Source organism: Cellvibrio sp. OA-2007 (assembly GCF_000953825.1).
In the GTDB taxonomy this organism is placed as follows: Bacteria; Pseudomonadota; Gammaproteobacteria; order Pseudomonadales; family Cellvibrionaceae; genus Cellvibrio.
On sequence record NZ_BBUL01000087.1, the window covers coordinates 97,528 to 117,281 of the forward strand.

At 46.3% G+C, this 19,754-nt stretch carries 21 protein-coding genes and 1 tRNA gene; 4 read left to right on the top strand and 18 right to left on the bottom strand.

Annotation, left to right across the window (positions count from 1 at the left end):
- Nucleotides 1-26: 26 nt before the first annotated feature.
- Nucleotides 27-103 (top strand) — tRNA-Asp (locus AWU77_RS09090).
- A gap of 384 nt (nt 104-487) precedes the next feature.
- Here the strand turns inward: AWU77_RS09090 and AWU77_RS09100 are convergent.
- The 7 genes from AWU77_RS09100 to ccmA are packed head-to-tail and all read right to left on the bottom strand — an operon-like array spanning nt 488 to nt 5,925.
- Nucleotides 488-1,033, bottom strand: a complete 546-nt coding sequence (locus AWU77_RS09100) for a DsbE family thiol:disulfide interchange protein (protein ID WP_062062052.1) — start codon at nt 1,031-1,033, stop codon at nt 488-490.
- Nucleotides 1,026-3,032: a heme lyase CcmF/NrfE family subunit gene (locus AWU77_RS09105; protein ID WP_062062055.1), complete on the bottom strand. Its 2,007-nt coding sequence runs from the start codon at nt 3,030-3,032 to the stop codon at nt 1,026-1,028. Before AWU77_RS09105 ends, AWU77_RS09100 begins: the two co-directional genes overlap by 8 nt.
- Complete coding sequence (gene ccmE / locus AWU77_RS09110; RefSeq protein WP_062062058.1) at nt 3,022-3,486, bottom strand: cytochrome c maturation protein CcmE; 465 nt, start codon at nt 3,484-3,486, stop codon at nt 3,022-3,024. The genes AWU77_RS09105 and ccmE overlap by 11 nt, the downstream gene beginning before the upstream one ends.
- 33 nt (nt 3,487-3,519) lie before the next feature.
- Nucleotides 3,520-3,726, bottom strand: coding sequence for a heme exporter protein CcmD (gene ccmD, locus AWU77_RS09115; protein WP_084618230.1), 207 nt, complete (start codon nt 3,724-3,726; stop codon nt 3,520-3,522).
- Between the two features lie 2 nt (nt 3,727-3,728).
- Entirely contained in the window at nt 3,729-4,481 is a 753-nt protein-coding gene (locus tag AWU77_RS09120) for a heme ABC transporter permease (RefSeq protein ID WP_062062065.1), read from the bottom strand.
- A gap of 42 nt (nt 4,482-4,523) precedes the next feature.
- Nucleotides 4,524-5,222 (bottom strand): heme exporter protein CcmB, encoded by a 699-nt coding sequence (gene ccmB / locus AWU77_RS09125; RefSeq protein ID WP_062062069.1) that lies wholly within the window; start codon nt 5,220-5,222, stop codon nt 4,524-4,526.
- Entirely contained in the window at nt 5,215-5,925 is a 711-nt protein-coding gene (ccmA, locus tag AWU77_RS09130) for a cytochrome c biogenesis heme-transporting ATPase CcmA (RefSeq protein ID WP_062062072.1), read from the bottom strand. Before ccmA ends, ccmB begins: the two co-directional genes overlap by 8 nt.
- Nucleotides 5,926-6,089: 164 nt before the next feature.
- Between ccmA and AWU77_RS09135 the strand changes: the two genes are divergently transcribed.
- From AWU77_RS09135 to AWU77_RS09145, 3 genes are all read left to right on the top strand, one after another.
- A complete protein-coding gene (locus AWU77_RS09135; RefSeq protein WP_062062076.1) occupies nt 6,090-7,925 on the top strand; it encodes a flagellar hook-length control protein FliK in 1,836 nt (611 codons plus the stop codon).
- A 9-nt stretch (nt 7,926-7,934) separates the two neighbouring features.
- The gene (locus AWU77_RS09140; protein ID WP_062062078.1) at nt 7,935-8,228 is read left to right on the top strand and encodes an EscU/YscU/HrcU family type III secretion system export apparatus switch protein; all 294 of its coding nucleotides are present in this window, start codon (nt 7,935-7,937) and stop codon (nt 8,226-8,228) included.
- Between the two features lie 129 nt (nt 8,229-8,357).
- The gene (locus AWU77_RS09145; protein ID WP_152625319.1) at nt 8,358-9,173 is read left to right on the top strand and encodes a sulfurtransferase; all 816 of its coding nucleotides are present in this window, start codon (nt 8,358-8,360) and stop codon (nt 9,171-9,173) included.
- 59 nt (nt 9,174-9,232) lie between these two features.
- Here AWU77_RS09145 and AWU77_RS09150 read toward each other — a convergent pair whose 3' ends face one another.
- The 11 genes from AWU77_RS09150 to cysB all read right to left on the bottom strand — a co-directional run bounded on the left by AWU77_RS09150 (nt 9,233) and on the right by cysB (nt 19,688).
- Nucleotides 9,233-9,991, bottom strand: coding sequence for a hypothetical protein (locus AWU77_RS09150; RefSeq protein WP_238582361.1), 759 nt, complete (start codon nt 9,989-9,991; stop codon nt 9,233-9,235).
- On the bottom strand, nt 9,942-10,496 hold the full coding sequence (locus tag AWU77_RS09155; RefSeq protein ID WP_062062082.1) for a DUF2878 domain-containing protein: 555 nt from the start codon (nt 10,494-10,496) through the stop codon (nt 9,942-9,944). Before AWU77_RS09155 ends, AWU77_RS09150 begins: the two co-directional genes overlap by 50 nt.
- The gene (locus AWU77_RS09160) at nt 10,493-11,758 is read right to left on the bottom strand and encodes a cyclopropane-fatty-acyl-phospholipid synthase family protein (protein ID WP_062062085.1); all 1,266 of its coding nucleotides are present in this window, start codon (nt 11,756-11,758) and stop codon (nt 10,493-10,495) included. The genes AWU77_RS09155 and AWU77_RS09160 overlap by 4 nt, the downstream gene beginning before the upstream one ends.
- The gene (locus AWU77_RS09165) at nt 11,755-12,603 is read right to left on the bottom strand and encodes a DUF1365 domain-containing protein (RefSeq protein WP_062062087.1); all 849 of its coding nucleotides are present in this window, start codon (nt 12,601-12,603) and stop codon (nt 11,755-11,757) included. The genes AWU77_RS09160 and AWU77_RS09165 overlap by 4 nt, the downstream gene beginning before the upstream one ends.
- A gap of 33 nt (nt 12,604-12,636) precedes the next feature.
- Nucleotides 12,637-13,920: an NAD(P)/FAD-dependent oxidoreductase gene (locus tag AWU77_RS09170; protein WP_062062089.1), complete on the bottom strand. Its 1,284-nt coding sequence runs from the start codon at nt 13,918-13,920 to the stop codon at nt 12,637-12,639.
- A gap of 45 nt (nt 13,921-13,965) precedes the next feature.
- Nucleotides 13,966-14,763 carry an SDR family oxidoreductase gene (locus tag AWU77_RS09175; RefSeq protein ID WP_062062093.1) on the bottom strand — a complete coding sequence of 266 codons (798 nt, stop codon included), beginning with the start codon at nt 14,761-14,763 and terminating at the stop codon, nt 13,966-13,968.
- 12 nt (nt 14,764-14,775) lie between these two features.
- Nucleotides 14,776-16,197: a deoxyribodipyrimidine photo-lyase gene (gene phrB / locus AWU77_RS09180; protein ID WP_062062096.1), complete on the bottom strand. Its 1,422-nt coding sequence runs from the start codon at nt 16,195-16,197 to the stop codon at nt 14,776-14,778.
- Nucleotides 16,194-16,628, bottom strand: a complete 435-nt coding sequence (locus tag AWU77_RS09185; RefSeq protein WP_062062098.1) for a nuclear transport factor 2 family protein — start codon at nt 16,626-16,628, stop codon at nt 16,194-16,196. The genes phrB and AWU77_RS09185 overlap by 4 nt, the downstream gene beginning before the upstream one ends.
- 9 nt (nt 16,629-16,637) lie before the next feature.
- Nucleotides 16,638-17,552, bottom strand: coding sequence for a MerR family transcriptional regulator (locus tag AWU77_RS09190; RefSeq protein WP_062062101.1), 915 nt, complete (start codon nt 17,550-17,552; stop codon nt 16,638-16,640).
- Nucleotides 17,552-18,511: a DUF523 and DUF1722 domain-containing protein gene (locus tag AWU77_RS09195; RefSeq protein ID WP_062062104.1), complete on the bottom strand. Its 960-nt coding sequence runs from the start codon at nt 18,509-18,511 to the stop codon at nt 17,552-17,554. Before AWU77_RS09195 ends, AWU77_RS09190 begins: the two co-directional genes overlap by 1 nt.
- A 202-nt stretch (nt 18,512-18,713) precedes the next feature.
- Nucleotides 18,714-19,688: an HTH-type transcriptional regulator CysB gene (gene cysB / locus AWU77_RS09200; protein WP_062062107.1), complete on the bottom strand. Its 975-nt coding sequence runs from the start codon at nt 19,686-19,688 to the stop codon at nt 18,714-18,716.
- Between the last annotated feature and the right edge of the window lie 66 nt (nt 19,689-19,754).

Consider the following 19,754-nt stretch of genomic DNA (forward strand, 5'->3'; position numbering starts at 1 on the left):
GGTAGTTGTGGTTTTTGTGACGATGCGGACCGGTAGTTCAGTCGGTTAGAATGCCGGCCTGTCACGCCGGAGGTCGCGGGTTCGAGTCCCGTCCGGTCCGCCAACATTTGAAATGAAAAAGCCCCACATTTGGGGCTTTTTTTATGGCCGTAAATTAATAGCCACCAAATATTAATAATAAAAAAGCCCCACGCAGGAGCTTTAGAAAAACCTCAGAACAAAGGTGCAGACTATACAGCTTTGTTGTTAATCACTTGATCAGCCTTCGCTGAATCCTCTTTAATATGTTTGTACGCGTAAACACCCACGTAAGTAATCATTATGCATGCCAATGCAACTATTACTAAACCATAAAGAACGATTGAATCAATATACATAAATACCTCCGCGTTTTTTATTAACAAACTCAGTTTACGCGGGAGGAAAAAACTGGGTTTGATCTCGATCAAACCCAGATACATTGAAGAGGGAATGGTTAGGCGTACACTCAGTTCAAGCTATCAATTACAGGCTTGATAGTCTGCTCCCATACTTGAGCATTCACATCACCAATATGTTTATAGCGAATCACGCCTTGCTTATCGATCACATAGGTTTCTGGTGCGCCGAAAACACCCAAGTTCAAGCCTAGGCGACCATCCTCATCAAGCACACTGTAAACATACGGGTTGTGTAATTCTGCTAACCACCGCTGAGCATCTTCAGTATTGTCTTTGTAGTTAATGCCGTAGATAAGAACGCCCTGCGCCTTAAGCGTATTGAGAAATTCATGTTCTTGTTTACAAGTGGTGCACCAGGTGGCCCATACATTTAAAAGGCTGACTTTGCCTTTAAGCATTTCATGATTTGCACTTACTAACCCTTGCGGATTTTCCGGAGCCGGTAAGACCGGCAATTCAAACGCAGGCACTGGCTTGTTCAATAATGCCGATGGCATCTCATTGGGATTTAACGAAAGACCGCGCCAAAACAAGACAGCCAATAATGCAAAAACAATCAAAGGGATAAATAGAAATAACCGCTGTTTATTCATTGACTAACTTTCCTACCGGATTAGTGACCGCCAGTAATTCTTGTTTCACAGGTTTGCGGTAACGCTTATCGGCTACTGCGAGCACAGCACCAAAGCCCATCATTAATGCGCCCAACCAAATCCAGCGCACAAATGGCTTGAGGTGCACACGCATCGCCCAAGCAGTTTCATTTAGGGGTTCTCCCATGGCGACATAAAGATCGCGAAACAAACCTACATCTAACGCCACTTCTGTCATGGTACTACCTGTTGCGGTGTAGCGGCGCTTTTGTGGTTTCATTTCGCGTAGGAATTTACCGTCTTTCATTACGGTGATGAGCGCCTCTTCAGCAGAGTAATTGGGGCCATCAATGTGAGTTAGTTTATTGAGAATAAAATCGTATTCTACGACTGTTACTTTCTGCCCTACCTCCATACGAACATCACGCTGCTCGGTATAAATACTGGTTAAACCAACACCTACAGTGGTAACCGCAATACCGGCATGAGCAATAATCATTGCAAAGTAACTCACGCTCAACTTTTTAAGGCCTACCATCATCGACTCGCTGTTGCGCAAGCGATAAAGCAAATCTGCGACAAGTGCTGTCACTATCCAGCTGGCAATAAACACCGTTAGCGCGGCAAGAATTTCATATTGATCGCGATAAACCAGCGGAAAAACCAACGCGATTGCCAGACTAATCGACCAAGGCTTCCACAAGAGTTTCACAAACTGCATACCCGACGTGCGCTTCCAGTTAGAGAGTGGCCCGAATGCCATCAGTAAGCACAACAAGCCCATTAACGGCAAAAAGAATAAATTGAAATATGGTGGCCCTACAGAAATTTTGCCGAGGCTAAGCGCATCCGCAACCAACGGATAAAGAGTGCCGATTAACACCATAATCATCAGGATGGTTAACAAAATATTATTGCCGAGCAAAAACGTTTCGCGCGATAACAAAGTAAACCCGGCTGAACCCCTTACCACGGGGGCACGCAATGCAAACAGCGTTAGAGAGCCGCCGACCACCACCAAAAAGAAACCAAGAATAAAAATACCGCGCTCGGGATCATTAGCAAATGCATGCACCGAAGTCAGCACACCGGAGCGAACCAAAAAGGTGCCCAGCAAACTCAACGAAAAGGTAAAAATGGCGAGCAATAACGTCCAGCTTTTAAACAAGCTGCGCTTTTCAGTTACTGCGAGCGAGTGAATTAATGCCGTGCCTATTAGCCAAGGTAAAAAGGATGCGTTCTCTACCGGATCCCAAAACCACCAACCACCCCAGCCCAACTCGTAATAAGCCCACCAACTGCCGAGGGCGATACCAACGGATAAAAAGCCCCAGGCCATAGTTGCCCAAGGGCGCGACCAACGAGCCCAAGCGCTATCCAAGCGACCCGTCATAAGTGCCGCAATCGCGAAAGCAAATACCACGCTGAAGCCGACATAGCCCATGTACAACACTGGCGGATGAATAATCAGCCCTATATCTTGTAAGAGTGGATTTAAGTCGCTGCCATCTTGGGGCGGAACGGGAAGAATGCGATCAAAAGGATTTGAGGTAAATAGAATAAACGATAGAAAACCCACCGCCACAAACCCCATTATCGCTAAAACGCGCGCCTGCATATCCAGTGGCAATGAACGGCTAAAGATAGCAACCGCCAGCGTCCAACCAGAGAGCATCAAAATCCATAAGAGTAGCGAGCCTTCATGCCCACCCCATACTGCACTGATTTTGTAATAGTAAGGCAGTAGCGAATTGGAATTGGAGGCAACATATTTAACCGAGAAGTCATCGTGTAAAAACGAATACACGAGGCAACAAAAAGCAAAGACAACAAAGATAAAAAAACCGGTCGCAAGTGAACGCGCCGATTGCATCAATACATTGCTGCCGTAGTGCGCACCTACCAATGGCAGTACAAACAATGCAGCGCTCAAGCACAAGGATAGTATTAGCGAGAACTGCCCCATTTCCGGTGCGAGCTGAACTAAATCAAGCGCCATATTTTAAGCCCTCACAGGTCTTTTGATGCTCGCCTTTATCTTTCATCGCTTCGGCAACTTCAGGTGGAGTGTAATTTTCATCGTGTTTGGCAAGCACCTCACTAGCATTAATCTCGCCGGTTTCAGTTACTATGCCATTGATCACTGCGGCCTCTCCTTCGGCGAACAAATCTGGCAAAATTCCGTTGAAATTAACTTTTACATCCGCCGTGCCATCGGTGATCAAAAAGCGAATTTCAAGCGAATCGCTGGCACGTTCAACACTGCCGGGCTTGACGCAACCACCGGCGCGGATACGGGTATTGTGTGGCACATCACCCGCTGCTATTTTGCTAGGCGGATAAAATAAATTGATGTTTTCACGCAACGCGTAAGCCATAAGACCAACAGCAATACTGGAAAACACCACAATAAATATCACAATCATTAAACGTTGCTTGCGAACCGGATGCATGTTTACATTCTCTAACGACTAATACGGATTAAATTATTCAACAGATTGATCTGCTGCTGGATTAGCTTGCGCTAACTTTTGTAATTTCTGTTGTTGCTTGATAAAGTTTTTTTTCTGCAGCAACGGGCTGACCAATAAAAAAATCAGTGCGGCAAACGTAATTGCATAGGAAGCCCAAACATAAGGGCCGTGGCCATTCATAGCGATAAAATCAGCAATTGTTTCAAATTGGAATTTCATTATCACGCCCTCTTATTGGTTGCACTGATAAGATCACTAACCCATTGCGTGCGACTTTCACGGCGCAATATTTCCACCCGGGTATTGAGTAAAAGTACTAATGCATAAAATGCGTAAAAACCGATCACCATAATCAATAGCGGATATAGCATTGATGGGTCAATGGTAGATTTACTGGTGAATTTAATCGTTGCAGGCTGATGCAGTGTGTTCCACCAATCGACTGACTTGTAAATGATCGGAATATTCACCATGCCCACCAAGGCCAAGACTGCGCTGGCTTTATCGGAGGTATCGCGATGGGTAAATGCTTGCTGTAAAGCAATCATGCCCAAATAGAGGAAAAATAAAATTAACATGGAGGTGATACGTGCATCCCATTCCCACCAGGTACCCCAGGTAGGCTTGCCCCAAATGGAACCCGTCACCAGCGATACAAATGTTAATAGAGCACCAATCGGCGCAGCGGATTTCATCACCATAAAGGGCAACTTCATTTTCCAGATAAGACCAACAGCTCCGGAGATCGCCATAATGTAATAACCCGCCAAGGCTAAGAATGCAGCGGGAACGTGAATATAAATAATGCGGTAACTATTGCCCTGCTTGAAATCAGCGGGGGCAAATGCCAACCCCCACACCGCTCCCGTCAGCAGAAGCGCAATGCTCAGTGCCGCCAACCAAGGCATCCAAGCAGTTGTTTTTTCGTAAAACCAACGGGGAGAGCCTAATCGATGAAACCATTGCCATGCCATAGTAAGAGACCTTATTGCAGTTTAGCTGATCGTTATTATTAGTTAACCATTTGTACTTATACGCAGCGCACCCAGCGCTGCTATGGGTGCCAGCACTATTGCCAATGCCAGAAATGCCCCTAATACGGCGAGCTGCATACCCACTGCCCCGCCCTGTACTGCAGATTGCACCGCACTTGCACCAAAAATCAGTACTGGAATATACAGCGGCATGACAATCAAGGACAACAACAAACCGCCCTTACGCAGCGAAACTGTTAAGGCTGCACCCACTGCGCCGATCAAACTCATGGATGCCGTACCTAATGCCAATGATGCCAGCAATGGAAGATAACCTTCTCCTGGCAAACTCAACATCAAACCCAGCAGCGGTGCGAGCAAGGTCACTGGTAAACCCGAGACCAACCAGTGCACCAGCACTTTTGCCATCACCGTAAAGTACAGTGACTGCGGACTAATCAACATTTGCTCTAGGGAGCCATCATCGTAATCGCTGCGAAATAAACCGTCTAACGACAATAGGGTCGCCAGCAGTGCCATCACCCAGACAATTCCCGGCGCCAGTAATGCCAGTACCGATTTTTCCGGGCTGACCCCCAAGGGAATCAGCGTTACCGCAATCAGGAAAAATACGAGAGGATTGGTTAACTCGGCCTTATGACGCGCCGCGATTAACATATCGCGGCGGAAACTGGCGATAAATCCCCCCCACAAACTTACTGCCGGATACTGATCAGCCATGATACGCACCGTCGCTCGTCAGACCACCAAGATCATCGTTGGTTTTATCCCCTGCACGAGCGGGCTGATAATCTTGCAAATTCACCATACGCAACTGCGGCAGGGTTAGATCCTGATGCGAGGTCAGAATCACCACTCCGCCCTTGGCTGACTGCTGGGCGATTAGCGTCTCCAACTGGCTTACGCCCAACTTGTCGATCGCGGTGAAGGGCTCGTCCAGAATCCAGATGCGCGCGCGGCTCAAATGCAACCTTGCCAATGCAACCCGGCGCAACTGCCCTGCGGATAGTTGGTAGCACGGGGTGTCTTCGTAGCCATAGAGGCCAACAGCCGCTAATGCGTCATTAACCGCAATTGCCGCACCGCTCTGGGCTTGGTACCACGCCAGATTTTCGGCAGGTGTTAAGGCTTTTTTGATACCAGGTAAATGTCCTAGGTAAAGGCTGTCGCCCGCGAACTCCCAAGCTGCCTCAGGCAAACGTTGGTCAGCGTAAAGGATTTGACCAAGATAATCCGTGCTGATGCCCGCAAGAGCGCGCAATAAAGTCGTTTTACCTGCGCCGTTAGGGCCACCGATTTGCACCACATCACCTGGGTAGAGCTGTAAATCCAACTCTGCAAATAGCAGGCGCTCGTCCCGCTCACAGCCAAGTTTACGCAGCTCAAGTAGTGGAATTTTCACCTTGGTTACCGAATCGGTCATGCTTATTATTTGCCTTGGCGTGTATGGTATCTACAGGAAACATCTTTTCAGCCGCTATACTCTGCACAGCGGCTGTTCAATGTAGGCGATTATAACGACCTGCACATCGCCAAAGCACTCCAATTTACATTTTTGATCAGATTAAAGTCCATTTGGGATATGTCATGGAGCTAGGTTCCATCACCGACAAGCTGGTACAAAATCACCAGCGCGCGCAGATCGAAAAAATAATGGCGATCACAAAAGCGCTCGGCCTAAAAGTTGGCAGTCATTTTTTAGCAGATGTGCAAAAAGTAACCCAAGCAACGCCGGAAGAGCGCGCGCAATTGATTAAATCGATTGAAACTAATTTAGCGCAGCTCAATAAAAATTCAGCGGCGCCAGCGATAAAAGCCTTAATCAGTGAATTGGAAGCGCAAAAAAAACTCGCACAAACACCCGGCATTAAGCTAGTCGCTCTTTCCGTCAACACTCCCGCTGCTGCTACCACCACACCAAACGCAACGACATCGCCCAGTGCGGCAACAACAAATCTACTTACTTACACCAATCAACCCATACAAGCTGGCCAAACATTATTGATGCAATTGAGTGAAGCGCAACGATTGCAATTATTACAAGTACTAAGCAAAACCGAGGTTGCGGCATTCAATGCAATAATACAAACGAATAACTCACAAGCCTCAGCGACAACGAACATCCCTCTCACCCTACAAGCTCTTTACACTAACAGCACAGCAACTACACAGTTAACCACTAGCGCACTACTAAACAGTGAGTTCACCAGTAAAACCTTGCAGCCCAATCTTGAACCACAAAAATTAGCGACTATCAAAACCACCGAGGCGATTGGTGAAACCTTGCGCCGCTTATTGCCACAAAAAGATAAGGGGCAGGATTTGCTGGCAAGCCTGCCGAAAATCACTCAATTTATACAGCAGCTACCTATTGCCGAGCGAAAAGAATGGCTTTCGAGCCAAGTGCAACAGTCACTGAAAACTCTGGCTAATCATATTCGCTTATCTGATCAACTCACTAATCCCAAATTAGTAGAAATGACACTCAAAAATAACGGGCAAAGTTTCGAACAAAAATTAGCGCAACTAGTCACGGGTCAGCAATCTGCCGATGCATCCTCAACTTCAATTAGCGGCACGCCATCGCCCGAAAAAAAATCCGCCGCTATAAATCCATTGAGCACCTCATCCAATCTCAAAGCAGCACTATTAAACCCAAACAACCCAGCTGCCGCGACACAAAAACCCAGCCTAACTCACCAACACTCTGTAGAAAAAATAGCAGCGCAAGATCTAAAAGGCGCGCTCTTAGGGCTCCTGCACCAACTCGATACCGAACTGGGGGCAACCAAACCGACACAACCAGGCTCACCGCTAACAACCGAGTTCAATAAAAATCTATTAGCAATCGCCCTGCCCCAATTTTTAGGTATGCTCAGCAACAAACAACAAGGTGAACTCAGCCAAAAACAATTGCGCACGCAATTGGTAATGCTAATGCATCAACACACGCTGGGCAGCATCGCTAAAATTCAATTGCAGCAAGTGCACGCACTGAATCACCAACTAGCGCAGGCAGATCAGGCACAGCCTACGCAATCATGGCAATTTGAAATTCCCGTGCGCCAAGGACAAGAGGTTCACCCACTCCACATTCAATTGGAGCAGCAATGGATTGAAGAGCAAGATGAGGGCACGGAAAAAGGCAGCACACGGGTGCGCCAATGGAATGTAATGCTTAGTTTTGATTTGCCATTAGTGGGGCAATTTTATTCGCAGCTTTCGTTAGTGGGTGAAAGCCTATCGGCAAAATTTTGGGCAGAAAATGAAAACACCTTAATCGAAGCAAAGAATAAAACAGACATGCTGAAAACACAATTAGAGCGCGAAGGCATTAAAATTACGCAAATCCAATGTATGCCCGGCCTCCCACCCAAACCTAAAATGTCATTCAGTTATTCACTGGTCGACATTAAAACCTGAGCTCGTGCAATGACATCACACTACTCCACACAACAATTACAAAAAGCCGTTGCACTTTATTACGATGGCAAAAATGCCCCGCACGTAAGTGCCAAAGGTACCGGCGCAGTTGCTGAACAAATTATTGCGATTGCACAAGAGCACGACGTTCCGCTGTGTGATAACGCAGCACTGGTCGATCTGTTGGTGACACTGGAGTTAGGCGATGAAATCCCTGAAGCGCTCTACATTGCAGTAGCTTACATTATTGCTTTTGCCTATCAGCTTGAGGGCAAAATACCCGATCCCTGGCATACCCCTTAATCAATCTACACACAGACTCTACAAAAGTTGCACAAAGCGCTCAGATATCACCCTTCCCAAGCTCCCCAGATGATGCGATTATGACGCCACTCTTTTGACATTCACATTTCATAAGCGCACATCACTCCCATGAATCACTTTATCACCAGCGAACAACTTAAAAGGCAACTGGGCAAGGTTGTGATTTTTGATTGCCGTTTTAACTTGATGAACAAAACTCAAGGTCAGGAGCAGTACCGAACCGGGCATATTCCAGGAGCCTATTTTCTGGATTTGGAAAAAGATCTTTCCAGTGCGGTTGCCACTCACGGCGGCCGTCACCCATTACCCGATACTGAAACCCTCAGTAAAAAATTGCGCACTGCAGGTGTTAATCAGCAATCAACAATAGTGCTTTACGATGATTCACGCATGGGTTACGCCGCTCGCGGATGGTGGTTGCTGCGTTATCTGGGTCATCAACAGGTACTCATTCTCGATGGTGGTTTCGCTGGCTGGATTGCAAGTGGCGGCGGCTTAGATAGACGTGAGCCTGCAATAAAAAGCGGGAATTTTAAAGCCACACCACAAAAGGATTGGATTGTAAATCGCGAAGATATTTTACAAGCGGCTTCAAACTTTACCCTGATCGATTCCCGCGAAGCCAAACGCTATCGCGGCGAAGAAGAACCTATAGACCCGATTGCCGGCCACATTCCTGGTGCGCTGAATTATTTTTGGCAAGAGGCGACTAGTGAACAGGGGTTTATTAAATCCCCTGAAGCGCAGCTACAAAGGTGGAATGATTTAACTGAGCGAGATAATCTGGTGGTGTATTGCGGTTCAGGTGTCACAGCCTGCATGAATATTTTGTCATTAGAAATGATTGGAATAAAAGCCAAGCTCTATCCCGGAAGCTGGAGCGATTGGTGCTCTTATTTATCCAGCACATCCCCCAGCGCATAACAATCTACATTTAGAAAATAATTGTGCGAGCAATAGGGATATTGCTCGCACACATAGTCTTAATTTACATATTCATACTCGATACGTACATCCTGTGGACCACCGCGATCACCATCGATGTTCGAGCGGCCATGAAAACGCATCAGATATTTACCATTTGGATCATAAGCAAGGTTAATCGGGTCGGCAAAAAGCGAAATAAATGCTTTTGCGGGTGCGATGCGAAAATAAATCCAATCGCGGCCAAAATTTGCATCATATACTGGCGATTCAGTACCCTTAATTTTGCGCACTTCTAATTGCAGGCTGCTTAACCGAGTCGGCATAGCAAAATCAAATTTCAACCGTTTGCCTGCAACCAACTTATCCCAATTCAGCTGAATGTACGCGTCAAAGCCCGCATCAATAACCATACGTGCATTATCGTAAATCACTTTTTCATTTTGACTGCTACCCATGCCATGGGTAAGCACTAAACGGGCACCTTGAAAGTGGGCCGATGTGAATTCGTTATCCCGTGTATCTTCAAAATCAAAACTGGGCTGAAAAGGTTCTCCTTGGTAAATCAAGGTTTTGGATGCAAAAGTGCTTCCGGTAGGAGTCATGTAATCAACCCGAACCGATTTATTTTCATCCAGCGCCGTGTACAGTTCGCGATAGATCAGTTGGTTGTTTTCAAGATTGTATGCGCTGCCCGCTACAACATAGTTATCTTCAGCAATCACTGCGCTACTGTACATGCCGGTAAAAACACTGCACAGCCCGAGACTAGCAATCAGAATATGGCGCAGGCAATTTTGCGGTTTTGTGCTGGACATAGGTTAAAACCCTCAAGCTAATCAAACGATGCAGTGGCAATATGACTAACCACAGAGCCGCTATTATAGGAACAACTTCAAGTATCGGGCTAGACCATTCTGCTGAAGATAGTTTTACACCTGCCATATAACTCATTGGCGCTGCTATTGCTCCCAATAAGCCAGACCACAGAGGCCGCGAATAAATCCACGACAGGGAATGATTAAGAGTGAGCCCCAGCAGCACCCATAGACACATCAACCACAGCGGCGGCAAATAAACAGATTCTAAAAACAAAATAGAGCCTGTATGCAGGAGTAGCAGATCATGAACAAGACCTATAACCACTGCAAGTAGCACGGCAACCGTGTCCTTCAGGCGCTGGGTATAGAAAACAAAATGCAAAACCAGCGCGCACAATGTAAACGCACCAGCCCATAAACTGCCGAACAAAATACAAACAAGCCAACCGGCTTGAAACACTAGAACATTGGCGATAGTTAAGAGCAAAGCTCTACGCTTCATTGGAAATAGCCATTGCGATACTGTGGCTTCGCCAATAAAACTTGTGCTGTACCAATACTGCGTTCAATAAAGCCGCCTTCGCAATAGCAGAGATAAAACTCCCACATACGAATAAAACGTTCATCAAACCCCTGCGCCCTTACCGCCTCCAATTTTTTATGAAACGCTTCTCGCCAATGTTTTAAAGTCTGCGCATAGTGTTCGCCTATATCTTCTATGTGCAAAATATTCATATCTGTTTTGCGTTTGGCAACATCACTAATCACCGCAATAGAAGGAAGCGAACCACCGGGGAAAATGTACCGCTGAATAAAATCGACTGTCTTGCGTGCCATGTCATAGCGCTGATCAGCAATGGTGATAGCCTGCAACAACATTAAACCATTGGGTGCTAACAAACGGGAACAAGTAGCAAAGTATTGGGCGTAATGTTCGTGCCCTACGGCCTCAATCATTTCAATCGATACCAATTTACTGAATTGACCACGCAAATCACGGTAATCATCAAACAGCACCGTAACACGGTCACTCAACCCGGCTTCAGCCACTTTTTCAACCGCGTAATCATGCTGCTCGCGAGAAATAGTGGTTGTAGTGACACGGCAACCATAGTGCTTAGCGGCATAAATAGCCATACCGCCCCAACCTGTACCTATTTCAAGCAAGTGATCATTAGAATTCAATTGCAATTTTTCGCATACACGTTGCAATTTATAAACCGACGCATCTGCCAAGGTCGCTTGCGGCGTTGGATAAATGGCCGCTGAGTACATCATAGTGCTGTCGAGGAACAACCGAAAAAAATCGTTGCCCAAATCGTAGTGGGCAGAAATATTTTTCCGCGACCCCTCTTTGGTATTGCGATTAAACCAATGAAACACTTTTAACAAGTATTGGCCAACCAAAGATTGTTTTGAATCCATTGCATCAAGCGCATCTAAATTGCGTACAAATAGCCGCGTCACCTGCGTGAGATTGGGTGTACTCCAATAACCGCTCATGTAAGCCTCACCTGCACCCACTGAACCACCGAATATAACATCCGAATAGAGTTGTGCATCGTGCACATAAATATCTGCCACCAAATCGGTGTGATCAGCAAGCTGACCAAACTGATACAGTTCGCCTTGTTCATGAATGCGCAAGCAACCTTGTTTCAGGCCGCGCAACAATTTAAATAGCATTGAGCGTGCAATGCTTTGGTTACGGCTTAATGACGACACTCGATGTTTTGGCAGCAGCCTGATACTGGTAGTTTTCACGATGATTCCCCTGTCGTTTTAAGTTCAGTGCTGGTAGCAGCGGGCAAAGGGTTTATGGTTTGGTGGGTGTAAACAGGTACGCCTTTAATAAACAGGCGCAGCGCTTGCCAATAAATAGCAACAGGTACTTTTATTGCCATCCAAGGTTGCAATAAAAGTATTTTTTGCAATGCAGACTTTGACCAGGGTCGACGCTTGAGCGTGAGAGTTGCATCCATATGGCAAATTGATTGCTGTTCAGTGCAAGCAGATTGATCAGATACACTCACATGGTTTTCCATGTGCACAAGAACATGCTCTGCCGGTACCGAACTAATCCATTGGTAGACCATATCGATTGGATTAAATGGCGACACATGAAATTGTTTATCAAATTGCGAATTTGCCTTACCGGTTTTCTCATTGCAATGAATAAGATAAGTATGCCGTTCATTCCAGGGTGTATTATTAACTTGAGCAAGAATCATTGCAGGCTGTTCGATATTTTCATTAAACAAGTAATACAGGGTTACCGGATTAAAACAAAAACCGAAGATGCGTAAATTAGTCAGCATACGTACGGCACCATCGGGGCAGCTAATATTGCCAAAACTGCCCTGTGCCAATAGTTTATTGACCTCAGCAATAACGGCATCCTTTAAAGGTACAAGCGGATCACCCAGAAAATCGGTGCGGCGAAAACTACCCAGATTCGCACGATTCAATGACCAGCCTGTCACCCCCTTGAACAACTCCGGCAACTCATCCAGATCGATATAAAATAAAGTCGATGCGTAGGTAAACTCGTGACGCTTTGGAAAAAAGCGCCGGTGCCGCAAATTGCCCTGATAAATTGCACTATGCATATGAGCACCTGATATTCAACATTTTCTCATTCACTACCAGATTTCTCCGAGCACTTCTGCCACACGAATCGCTGAGACCACGCCATCTTCGTGGAAACCATTGCGCCAATAGGCGCCGCAAAAATGTGTATGATTTTTTCCGCTGATTTCTGCCCAGCGCGCCTGCGCTGCGACAGATTCACGAGTAAACATGGGATGACTATAGTGATATTCGCCGTAAATTTTTTCCGGATCTATTGCATCGCCTGCATTGACCGAAACACAGAATATTGTTGCCGAATTTAACTTTTGCAAAATATTCATGTTGTAAGTTAAGGCAGCATTTTCATTGACATGCCCTACGTCAGTCGCAGCTAAAAACATATAGTTCCAGCTTGCCCAACTGCGGCGCAATCTAGGCAGTAGGCGAATATCGCTATGCAATACCACTTGATTGGATTGATAGGGAATAGCGGAAAGAATGTCATATTCAGCGGGTGAGGGATCAACCAGCAGCTTTAACGCCTGATCGCTATGGCACGCAAAAATAACGTCATCGAAAAATTGTTGCCCGAAGCGAGCGGTAGTGACGGCTACAGCGTCTAGATTGCGTTTGACATTAAGTACCGGGCAATTGGTATAAATTGTATTTTTATAGTTTTCGGTCAGCGGTCGCAAATACTGATGTGAACCGCCTTTAATGGTGTACCACTGGGGTTGCTGTGTAACAGTCAGCAAGCCGTGATTATGAAAGAAGCGAATAAAAAATACCAACGGCATATTTGCCGCTGTATCCATAGGTGATGACCAAATCGCGGACACCATCGGCAAGATATAAAATCGAATAAATTTTTCGCTATAGCCCTGTAGCTCTAAATACTCTCCAAGTGTTTGCACTTCAGGAAGTGCATCATCTTTATAGAGTTGCGTGCAATCTGTATTAAATCGCACAATTTCTTTTAACATGCGCCAATGTTTTCTATCGAAGATGTTTTTCCGCTGCGCAAAAATTCCATTCAGGGATGTGCCGCTGTACTCAAAGCCGGTTTGCTGGCAGGCAACACTAAAACCCATTTCTGTTGACTGATAAGCTACCCCTAACTGGGCAAGCAGTTTTAAAAAGTTGGGATATGTGCGGTCATTAAACACAATAAAACCGGTATCGACCGCCAAATTACCTTCAGGTGCGGCAACGATTTTAGTTGCTGTATGGCCACCAATCTCATTGGCCGCCTCAAACACTGTCACGTCATGACTGCGCGACAACAAGTACCCGCTCAGCAACCCGCTGATTCCTGAACCTATAATGGCAATTTTTTTTCGGGCAACTACTGTCATGCGTCAGCTCTTGATTAAATAAATTGAAAAATAAGGTGCAGTAAATTAAACCTTGGCATTGCGCGATATTTTTTGCAACAACCACACCTGTGCACGCAATGGCAAGCACGCGATAGCATTCATCAGCCACACGAGAGGCCAAGGAAATTGCACTAACCAATGACGCTTACTAATGCCGCGCATAATACGAATTGCAGCTTCCGCTGTTGTCTGTGCAAACGGCATTGGGAAATCGTTGCGCTCGGTGAGCGGGGTTTTAACAAAACCCGGGCGCACCAGGGTGATATCAATCTGCTCGTTAACCAAATCGACTCGCAGAGAATTAAATAAATATTCCACAGCCACCTTGGAAGCACCATAAGCTTGTGAGCGCGGCATAGGTAAAATACTGGCCATGCTGGATATGCCGACTAATTGCGCAGTCTGCGCGGATGATTTTTTTTCGTGCAGGATTTTTTTACGCAGCAAAGGCAAACAAAACAACAGGCTGTTAACTGTGCCCTGCCAATTAATGGCCATTACTTTCTCAAACGGTTCGCGCGTCAGATGGTTTACATCTACATATTCACAAGTGCCTGCATTTAAAATCGCAAGATCTAAAAATGGCACCTGCTGGCTGATCCACTCGCCTGCGCGTTGGCTGTCATCCGCATCGGAAAGATCAACCCTCACCGCCACACAGCGCCCTGGAAATTGTTGCGTCAATTGCGCTAAAGGTTCTTCGGAACGTGCCAGCACAAACACTTTTGCCCCCTGCTTCAAATAGCACAGCGCCAACTCATAACCAATCCCGCTGGAGGCGCCGGTAATCAATACTGTGTAAGGCGCGGAATTGGCAGTCATAAATTAGCTCGGTTAATGTTTTATTGGCGGCAATTGTGCAAAAAGCGCGATGGTTTCTTTTCGGCTCGCACTCAAATCGACAATTGGGCGCGGGTAATTAGTCAATGCAGGCGGGTTGTGAATCTGTTTATTCGACAAATGCGCCAGCTCTGGAATCCATTTACGAATGAATTCGCCATTTGGATCAAAACGCTCAGACTGACTTACAGGATTAAAAATACGAAAGTAAGGAGCGGCATCTGTACCCGTGGAAGCACTCCACTGCCAACCGCCATTGTTGGCTGCAAAATCGCCATCGATCAGCTGCGACATAAAATAATCTTCACCCCAGCGCCAATCGATTTGGCAATTCTTGGTTAAAAACATCGCGACAACCATACGCAATCGGTTATGCATCCAACCTGTCGCATTCAATTGGCGCATCGCGGCATCAATAATCGGAATACCCGTTTTGCCTTCGCACCAGGCAGCAAATAAGGTTTTGTCATAACGCCAGGGAAAAGCTTCGGTGTGCGCTTGCATCGCTTTCCGCTTGCACACTTGGGGGTAATCCACCACCACATGCTGATAAAACTCGCGCCAGATTAATTCACTAAGCCAGCAGTTTGCCCCCGCATCACCACCATCCCACTCACCATGGGTGTAAGCGAGCACAGCAGCAACGGCTTGGCGAGGCGATAGTGAACCTATCGCAAAATACGGGGATAAACTGGAGGTGCCATCAATAGCGGGAAAATCGCGCTGATCTTGGTAGCGCGCAATCGATGTTTCGATAAACCTATCCAAACGGCGATAGGCTTCATCTTCTCCGGCTGGCCAAAACACGGATAAATCGCGTAATTCGTGACCCGAAAATAATTGATCAATTTCATCAATCGAGGCAGAAGCCAGATTGGCAGGAGCCACTTGTTTAGCAGGCGCGGCCAATGGTTGCATCGCCACCGGCATTACTGTTTGCAACCATTTCTTTTTGAACGCAGTAAAAACTTTATAAGGATCGCCTTGGCCATTGCGAATCATGCCCGGTGGCACAATACAGCGATCATGACAGCGTTTGACCAAAATGCCGTGATCGCGCAGCAATTGATTAACGGCGAGATCGCGATTTAATTCATTGAGCGGATACTCCGCATTGAAATAGCAATACTCGGCTTTGACAGCCTGCGCAAGACGCAATAATTCCGGTGCTACTTCAGCGGGCTTTTGTACGCGAATAATTAACAGTGGAATATTCAGCGCGGCCAAATCTTTGATGATTATGTGCAAATGGCGACGCACAAAATCCAACTGAGCGGGTGCAATTGTATGCTGGTGAACGTAGGCATCACAGTGTACATAAACCGCTACAACTCCCTGCCCCAATTCGGCAGCTTTAAATAACGCGGGATTATCACGCACGCGTAAATCATGGCGCAGCCAAACTAATGCAGTCATTTGGCGCCTACTTTTTTCTTTATTTGGCGAATGGCAAAACCCATCACCGGAATATGTTCATACAGCATAGAGCCTGCGTCAAAATAATCCCTGTGGTAATAGACTTTATCGTTGAATAACAGGTGAGTATTACCGGTCAATTCCAGCAGTTGGCCGCCCGCTAATTTGCTATGGCGATAATGCATAGTCCAGAACAATACTGCTTCACCGCGCGCAGTCATTTCCATGGAGTGATGAAACTCAAAACGGCACTCCATTAAATTACTCATCATGGCTGCATAATATGAGGTGAGATTACCGAGCCCATTGACCGCATGTAAGGGATCGCGAAATTGAATGTCATCGCTGTAGATTTCACCCAGAGTGTTAAGAATTTTTTTATCAAAACGCAAGTACAAATTACGTACTTTTTGCGGAACTGTCAGCGCCATAAAAATGACTTATCCCTTTAGTAATTGATTTATTGTGACCAATACTTGTTGTTGGTTATCGCAAGGACGAACGCCTGTAGCAAGTTCAGGTGATAGAGCAGGAACGAGACGTACCGCATTCCCAACTAACACAACAGGCATGGCAGAAAAACTCCGCCATAAACTCAAGTGTAGTTGTAGCTCGCTGGTATTGACGGCTTCGCCACCCATAATTACCAATATTTTTGCTTTAAATGCTTCCGCACAGAGCAGCGATTCTTTTGCTCCCAAATAGCCTAGATAGTCCGCGTTATGCTGATTCACCAACAAACCATAGGTTAATAGCAGCGGCACCAATAGCTCCTCATCTGGCGTTGCAGACAAAACCAGAATTTTTTCCCCATTGGCCGCTTGCCGCTGGCGATTCTGCGAAGCTTGAACATATTCCTGTAATACTGCGGTAAAAAATGCGCGCCGCATTGGTCTGCCCGGTTCATCACCCTGCAAATCCACCAGCAACGGTAACAACAAATAATCAGCAATCATCGGGCTTGGGTAAAGCGCAAAAGTGTCTTCAATTAATCGTTCAAGTTGGTTGCGATTAAATGCGGTGATTGCTGTTTGAATTTGCTGCGCCAATTCCAGCCAGATTGAATCTATCTGCGGCATTGACTCTCCGCGCTGTTCATCAGCAAGCAATGCCTTTACTTTGCTGATTGCCAAACCGCGCCCGAGCCATAACTGGATTTCTTTTACGCGCTCGATATCGGCGCGGCTATACAATCTATGGCCTTTGGTGGTTCTCTGCGGAATTAGTAAGCCGTAACGACGCTCCCACGCACGCAAGGTAACGGTATTAACGCCAGTCTCACGAGAGATTTCGCGAATCGGCAACCGGTCTTCAACCAGCGCCTCATCAACTTCGAGATCGACAACACGATTCATCACGCACTCTCAACAATGTGATTACGTATACCGAGCCGCTCTGGATGCGGCGCCCAAAATGTTTGCGCCTTTAAATAGGGATTATCGAGCTTCAACAAATGATGTTTCAGCAGTGTCAGTGGCACTACCAACGGCACCATACCCGCTTTGTAAGAATCTATTAGCTGCGATAACTCTTGTTTATCTTGTGTGTTCAAATATTCTTTTAAATATCCCCGCAAATGCATAATCGCATTGGTATTGCCTTTACGCGTTGCGTGGTGCGACAGTGCGGCCATAAACAAACGAAAAAATTCATCGCTACTTTCCTGAATATCGCGGCCGGAAAGGTTCGACAAATAACGACCAATCGAAAAATAACTAGGCACATGGTGCGCCATGACCTGGTATTTATAGCGGGAGTAAAACTCGATGAGTTTTTTAGCGGTAGGCGCGCTGGCAACATTGGTTTTAAAGTCGTGATAGGCAAATACACGGGCGAGAAAATTATCGCGCAAGCCCGTATCGTTTAAACGCCCGGCTTCTTCTACCGGCAGCAAAGGCATCAACTCCATCAAGCGTTGCGCATAGGCACCACGACCACGATGGTCGGCGGTATAGCCATTGGTGCGATAGCGCTTCATGCCAAAAACACCGCAGCTGGGTGACTTTTGCATAAATACATAACCGCAAATATCAGGCATTGCCGCCACGGCTAGCTCAGCTTGCTCAACCAAGGCATCAGTAACATCCAGCTCCGGGTTGTCGATACCACGCACACGGGTTTCATCACCCATCATCACCAAACGTATAGGTTTACGCGGAATCCCTAAGCCAATCGCCACTTCTGGGCAGACAGGGCGAAACTCAACGTAATCACTGAGCACATCGGTCAAATAACGATTGTGCTTGTGTCCGCCATCAAAACGAACCTGCTCACCGAGCAAACACTGGCTAACACCAAGAGGAATTTTGCTCATACAAAACCTATACAATTGATTGATGATGTATAAGTTTTACACCACAAACTTATACAAAGCAAATAATATGTACAACATTTCGAGAAGGAGATTAAAAAAGGAAGGGTGAGCAAGCCTTACAGTTAGCACTAGGCTGAGCAGGTAACAAATTGATTTAAAATAAAAAAGCCGAGCTTTCGCCCGGCTTTCAATGATCAATGCATCAGTGGGTCGGTATTTCTATACCTTCAAATAAATCATCCAACTCAGCGCGTGAATGGCGATTAAATGCCTCGTTGATGATGTCTTTTGTAAGATGGGGCGCGAACTTTTCAATAAAATCATACATAAATCCGCGCAGGAATGTACCGCGACGGAAACCAATTTTAGTAACGCTCGACTCAAATAAATGACTTGCATCCAAAGAGACCAAATCACTATCGGCGGCCTCGTTATAAGCCATGCTGGCAATAATCCCTACGCCCAAACCAAGCCGGACATAGGTTTTAATAACATCCGCATCCGCAGCAGTGAACACGACTTTAGGTGCAAGACCGCGATTGATAAATGCTTCATCGAGCTTAGATCGCCCCGTAAATCCAAATACATAAGTCACGATTGGATACTTAGCCACATCTTCTAGCGTCAGATTTGCAAGCTGAGCTAGTGGATGGTTTTTAGGCACCACGACACTGCGATTCCAACGATAGCAAGGCATCATAATCAGATCGCTAAACAACTCCATGGCTTCTGTTGCTATGGCAAAATCTACCGTGCCATCAGCCGCCATCTCAGAAATTTGCATAGGCGTCCCCTGATGCATATGCAAGGCAACTTCTGGGTACTGCTTGATAAATGAGCCTATCACCGGCGGCAATGCGTATCGCGCTTGCGTATGAGTAGTCGCTAAGGTCAGCGTCCCCTTCCGCTCATTACTGAATTCTTGAGCAACCTGCTTAATACTTTCTACTTTCCGCAGGATTTCACCCGCAGTCTTGAGAATCGCTTCACCGGCCGGGGTTATGCGGGTCAAATGTTTCCCACTGCGCGAAAAAATTTCAACGCCCAGTTCATCTTCTAATAACCGGATTTGTTTACTGATGCCCGGTTGAGAGGTGTATAGACTCTGTGCGGTAGCTGACACGTTTAAATCGTGATGCGCCACTTCCCAGATATAGCGTAATTGTTGCAGCTTCATAAGCCCTCCGATTGGCCCACTCACTGGAGGTATTTGCCAAAGGCATCGACCAGAAAAACCCTGAAG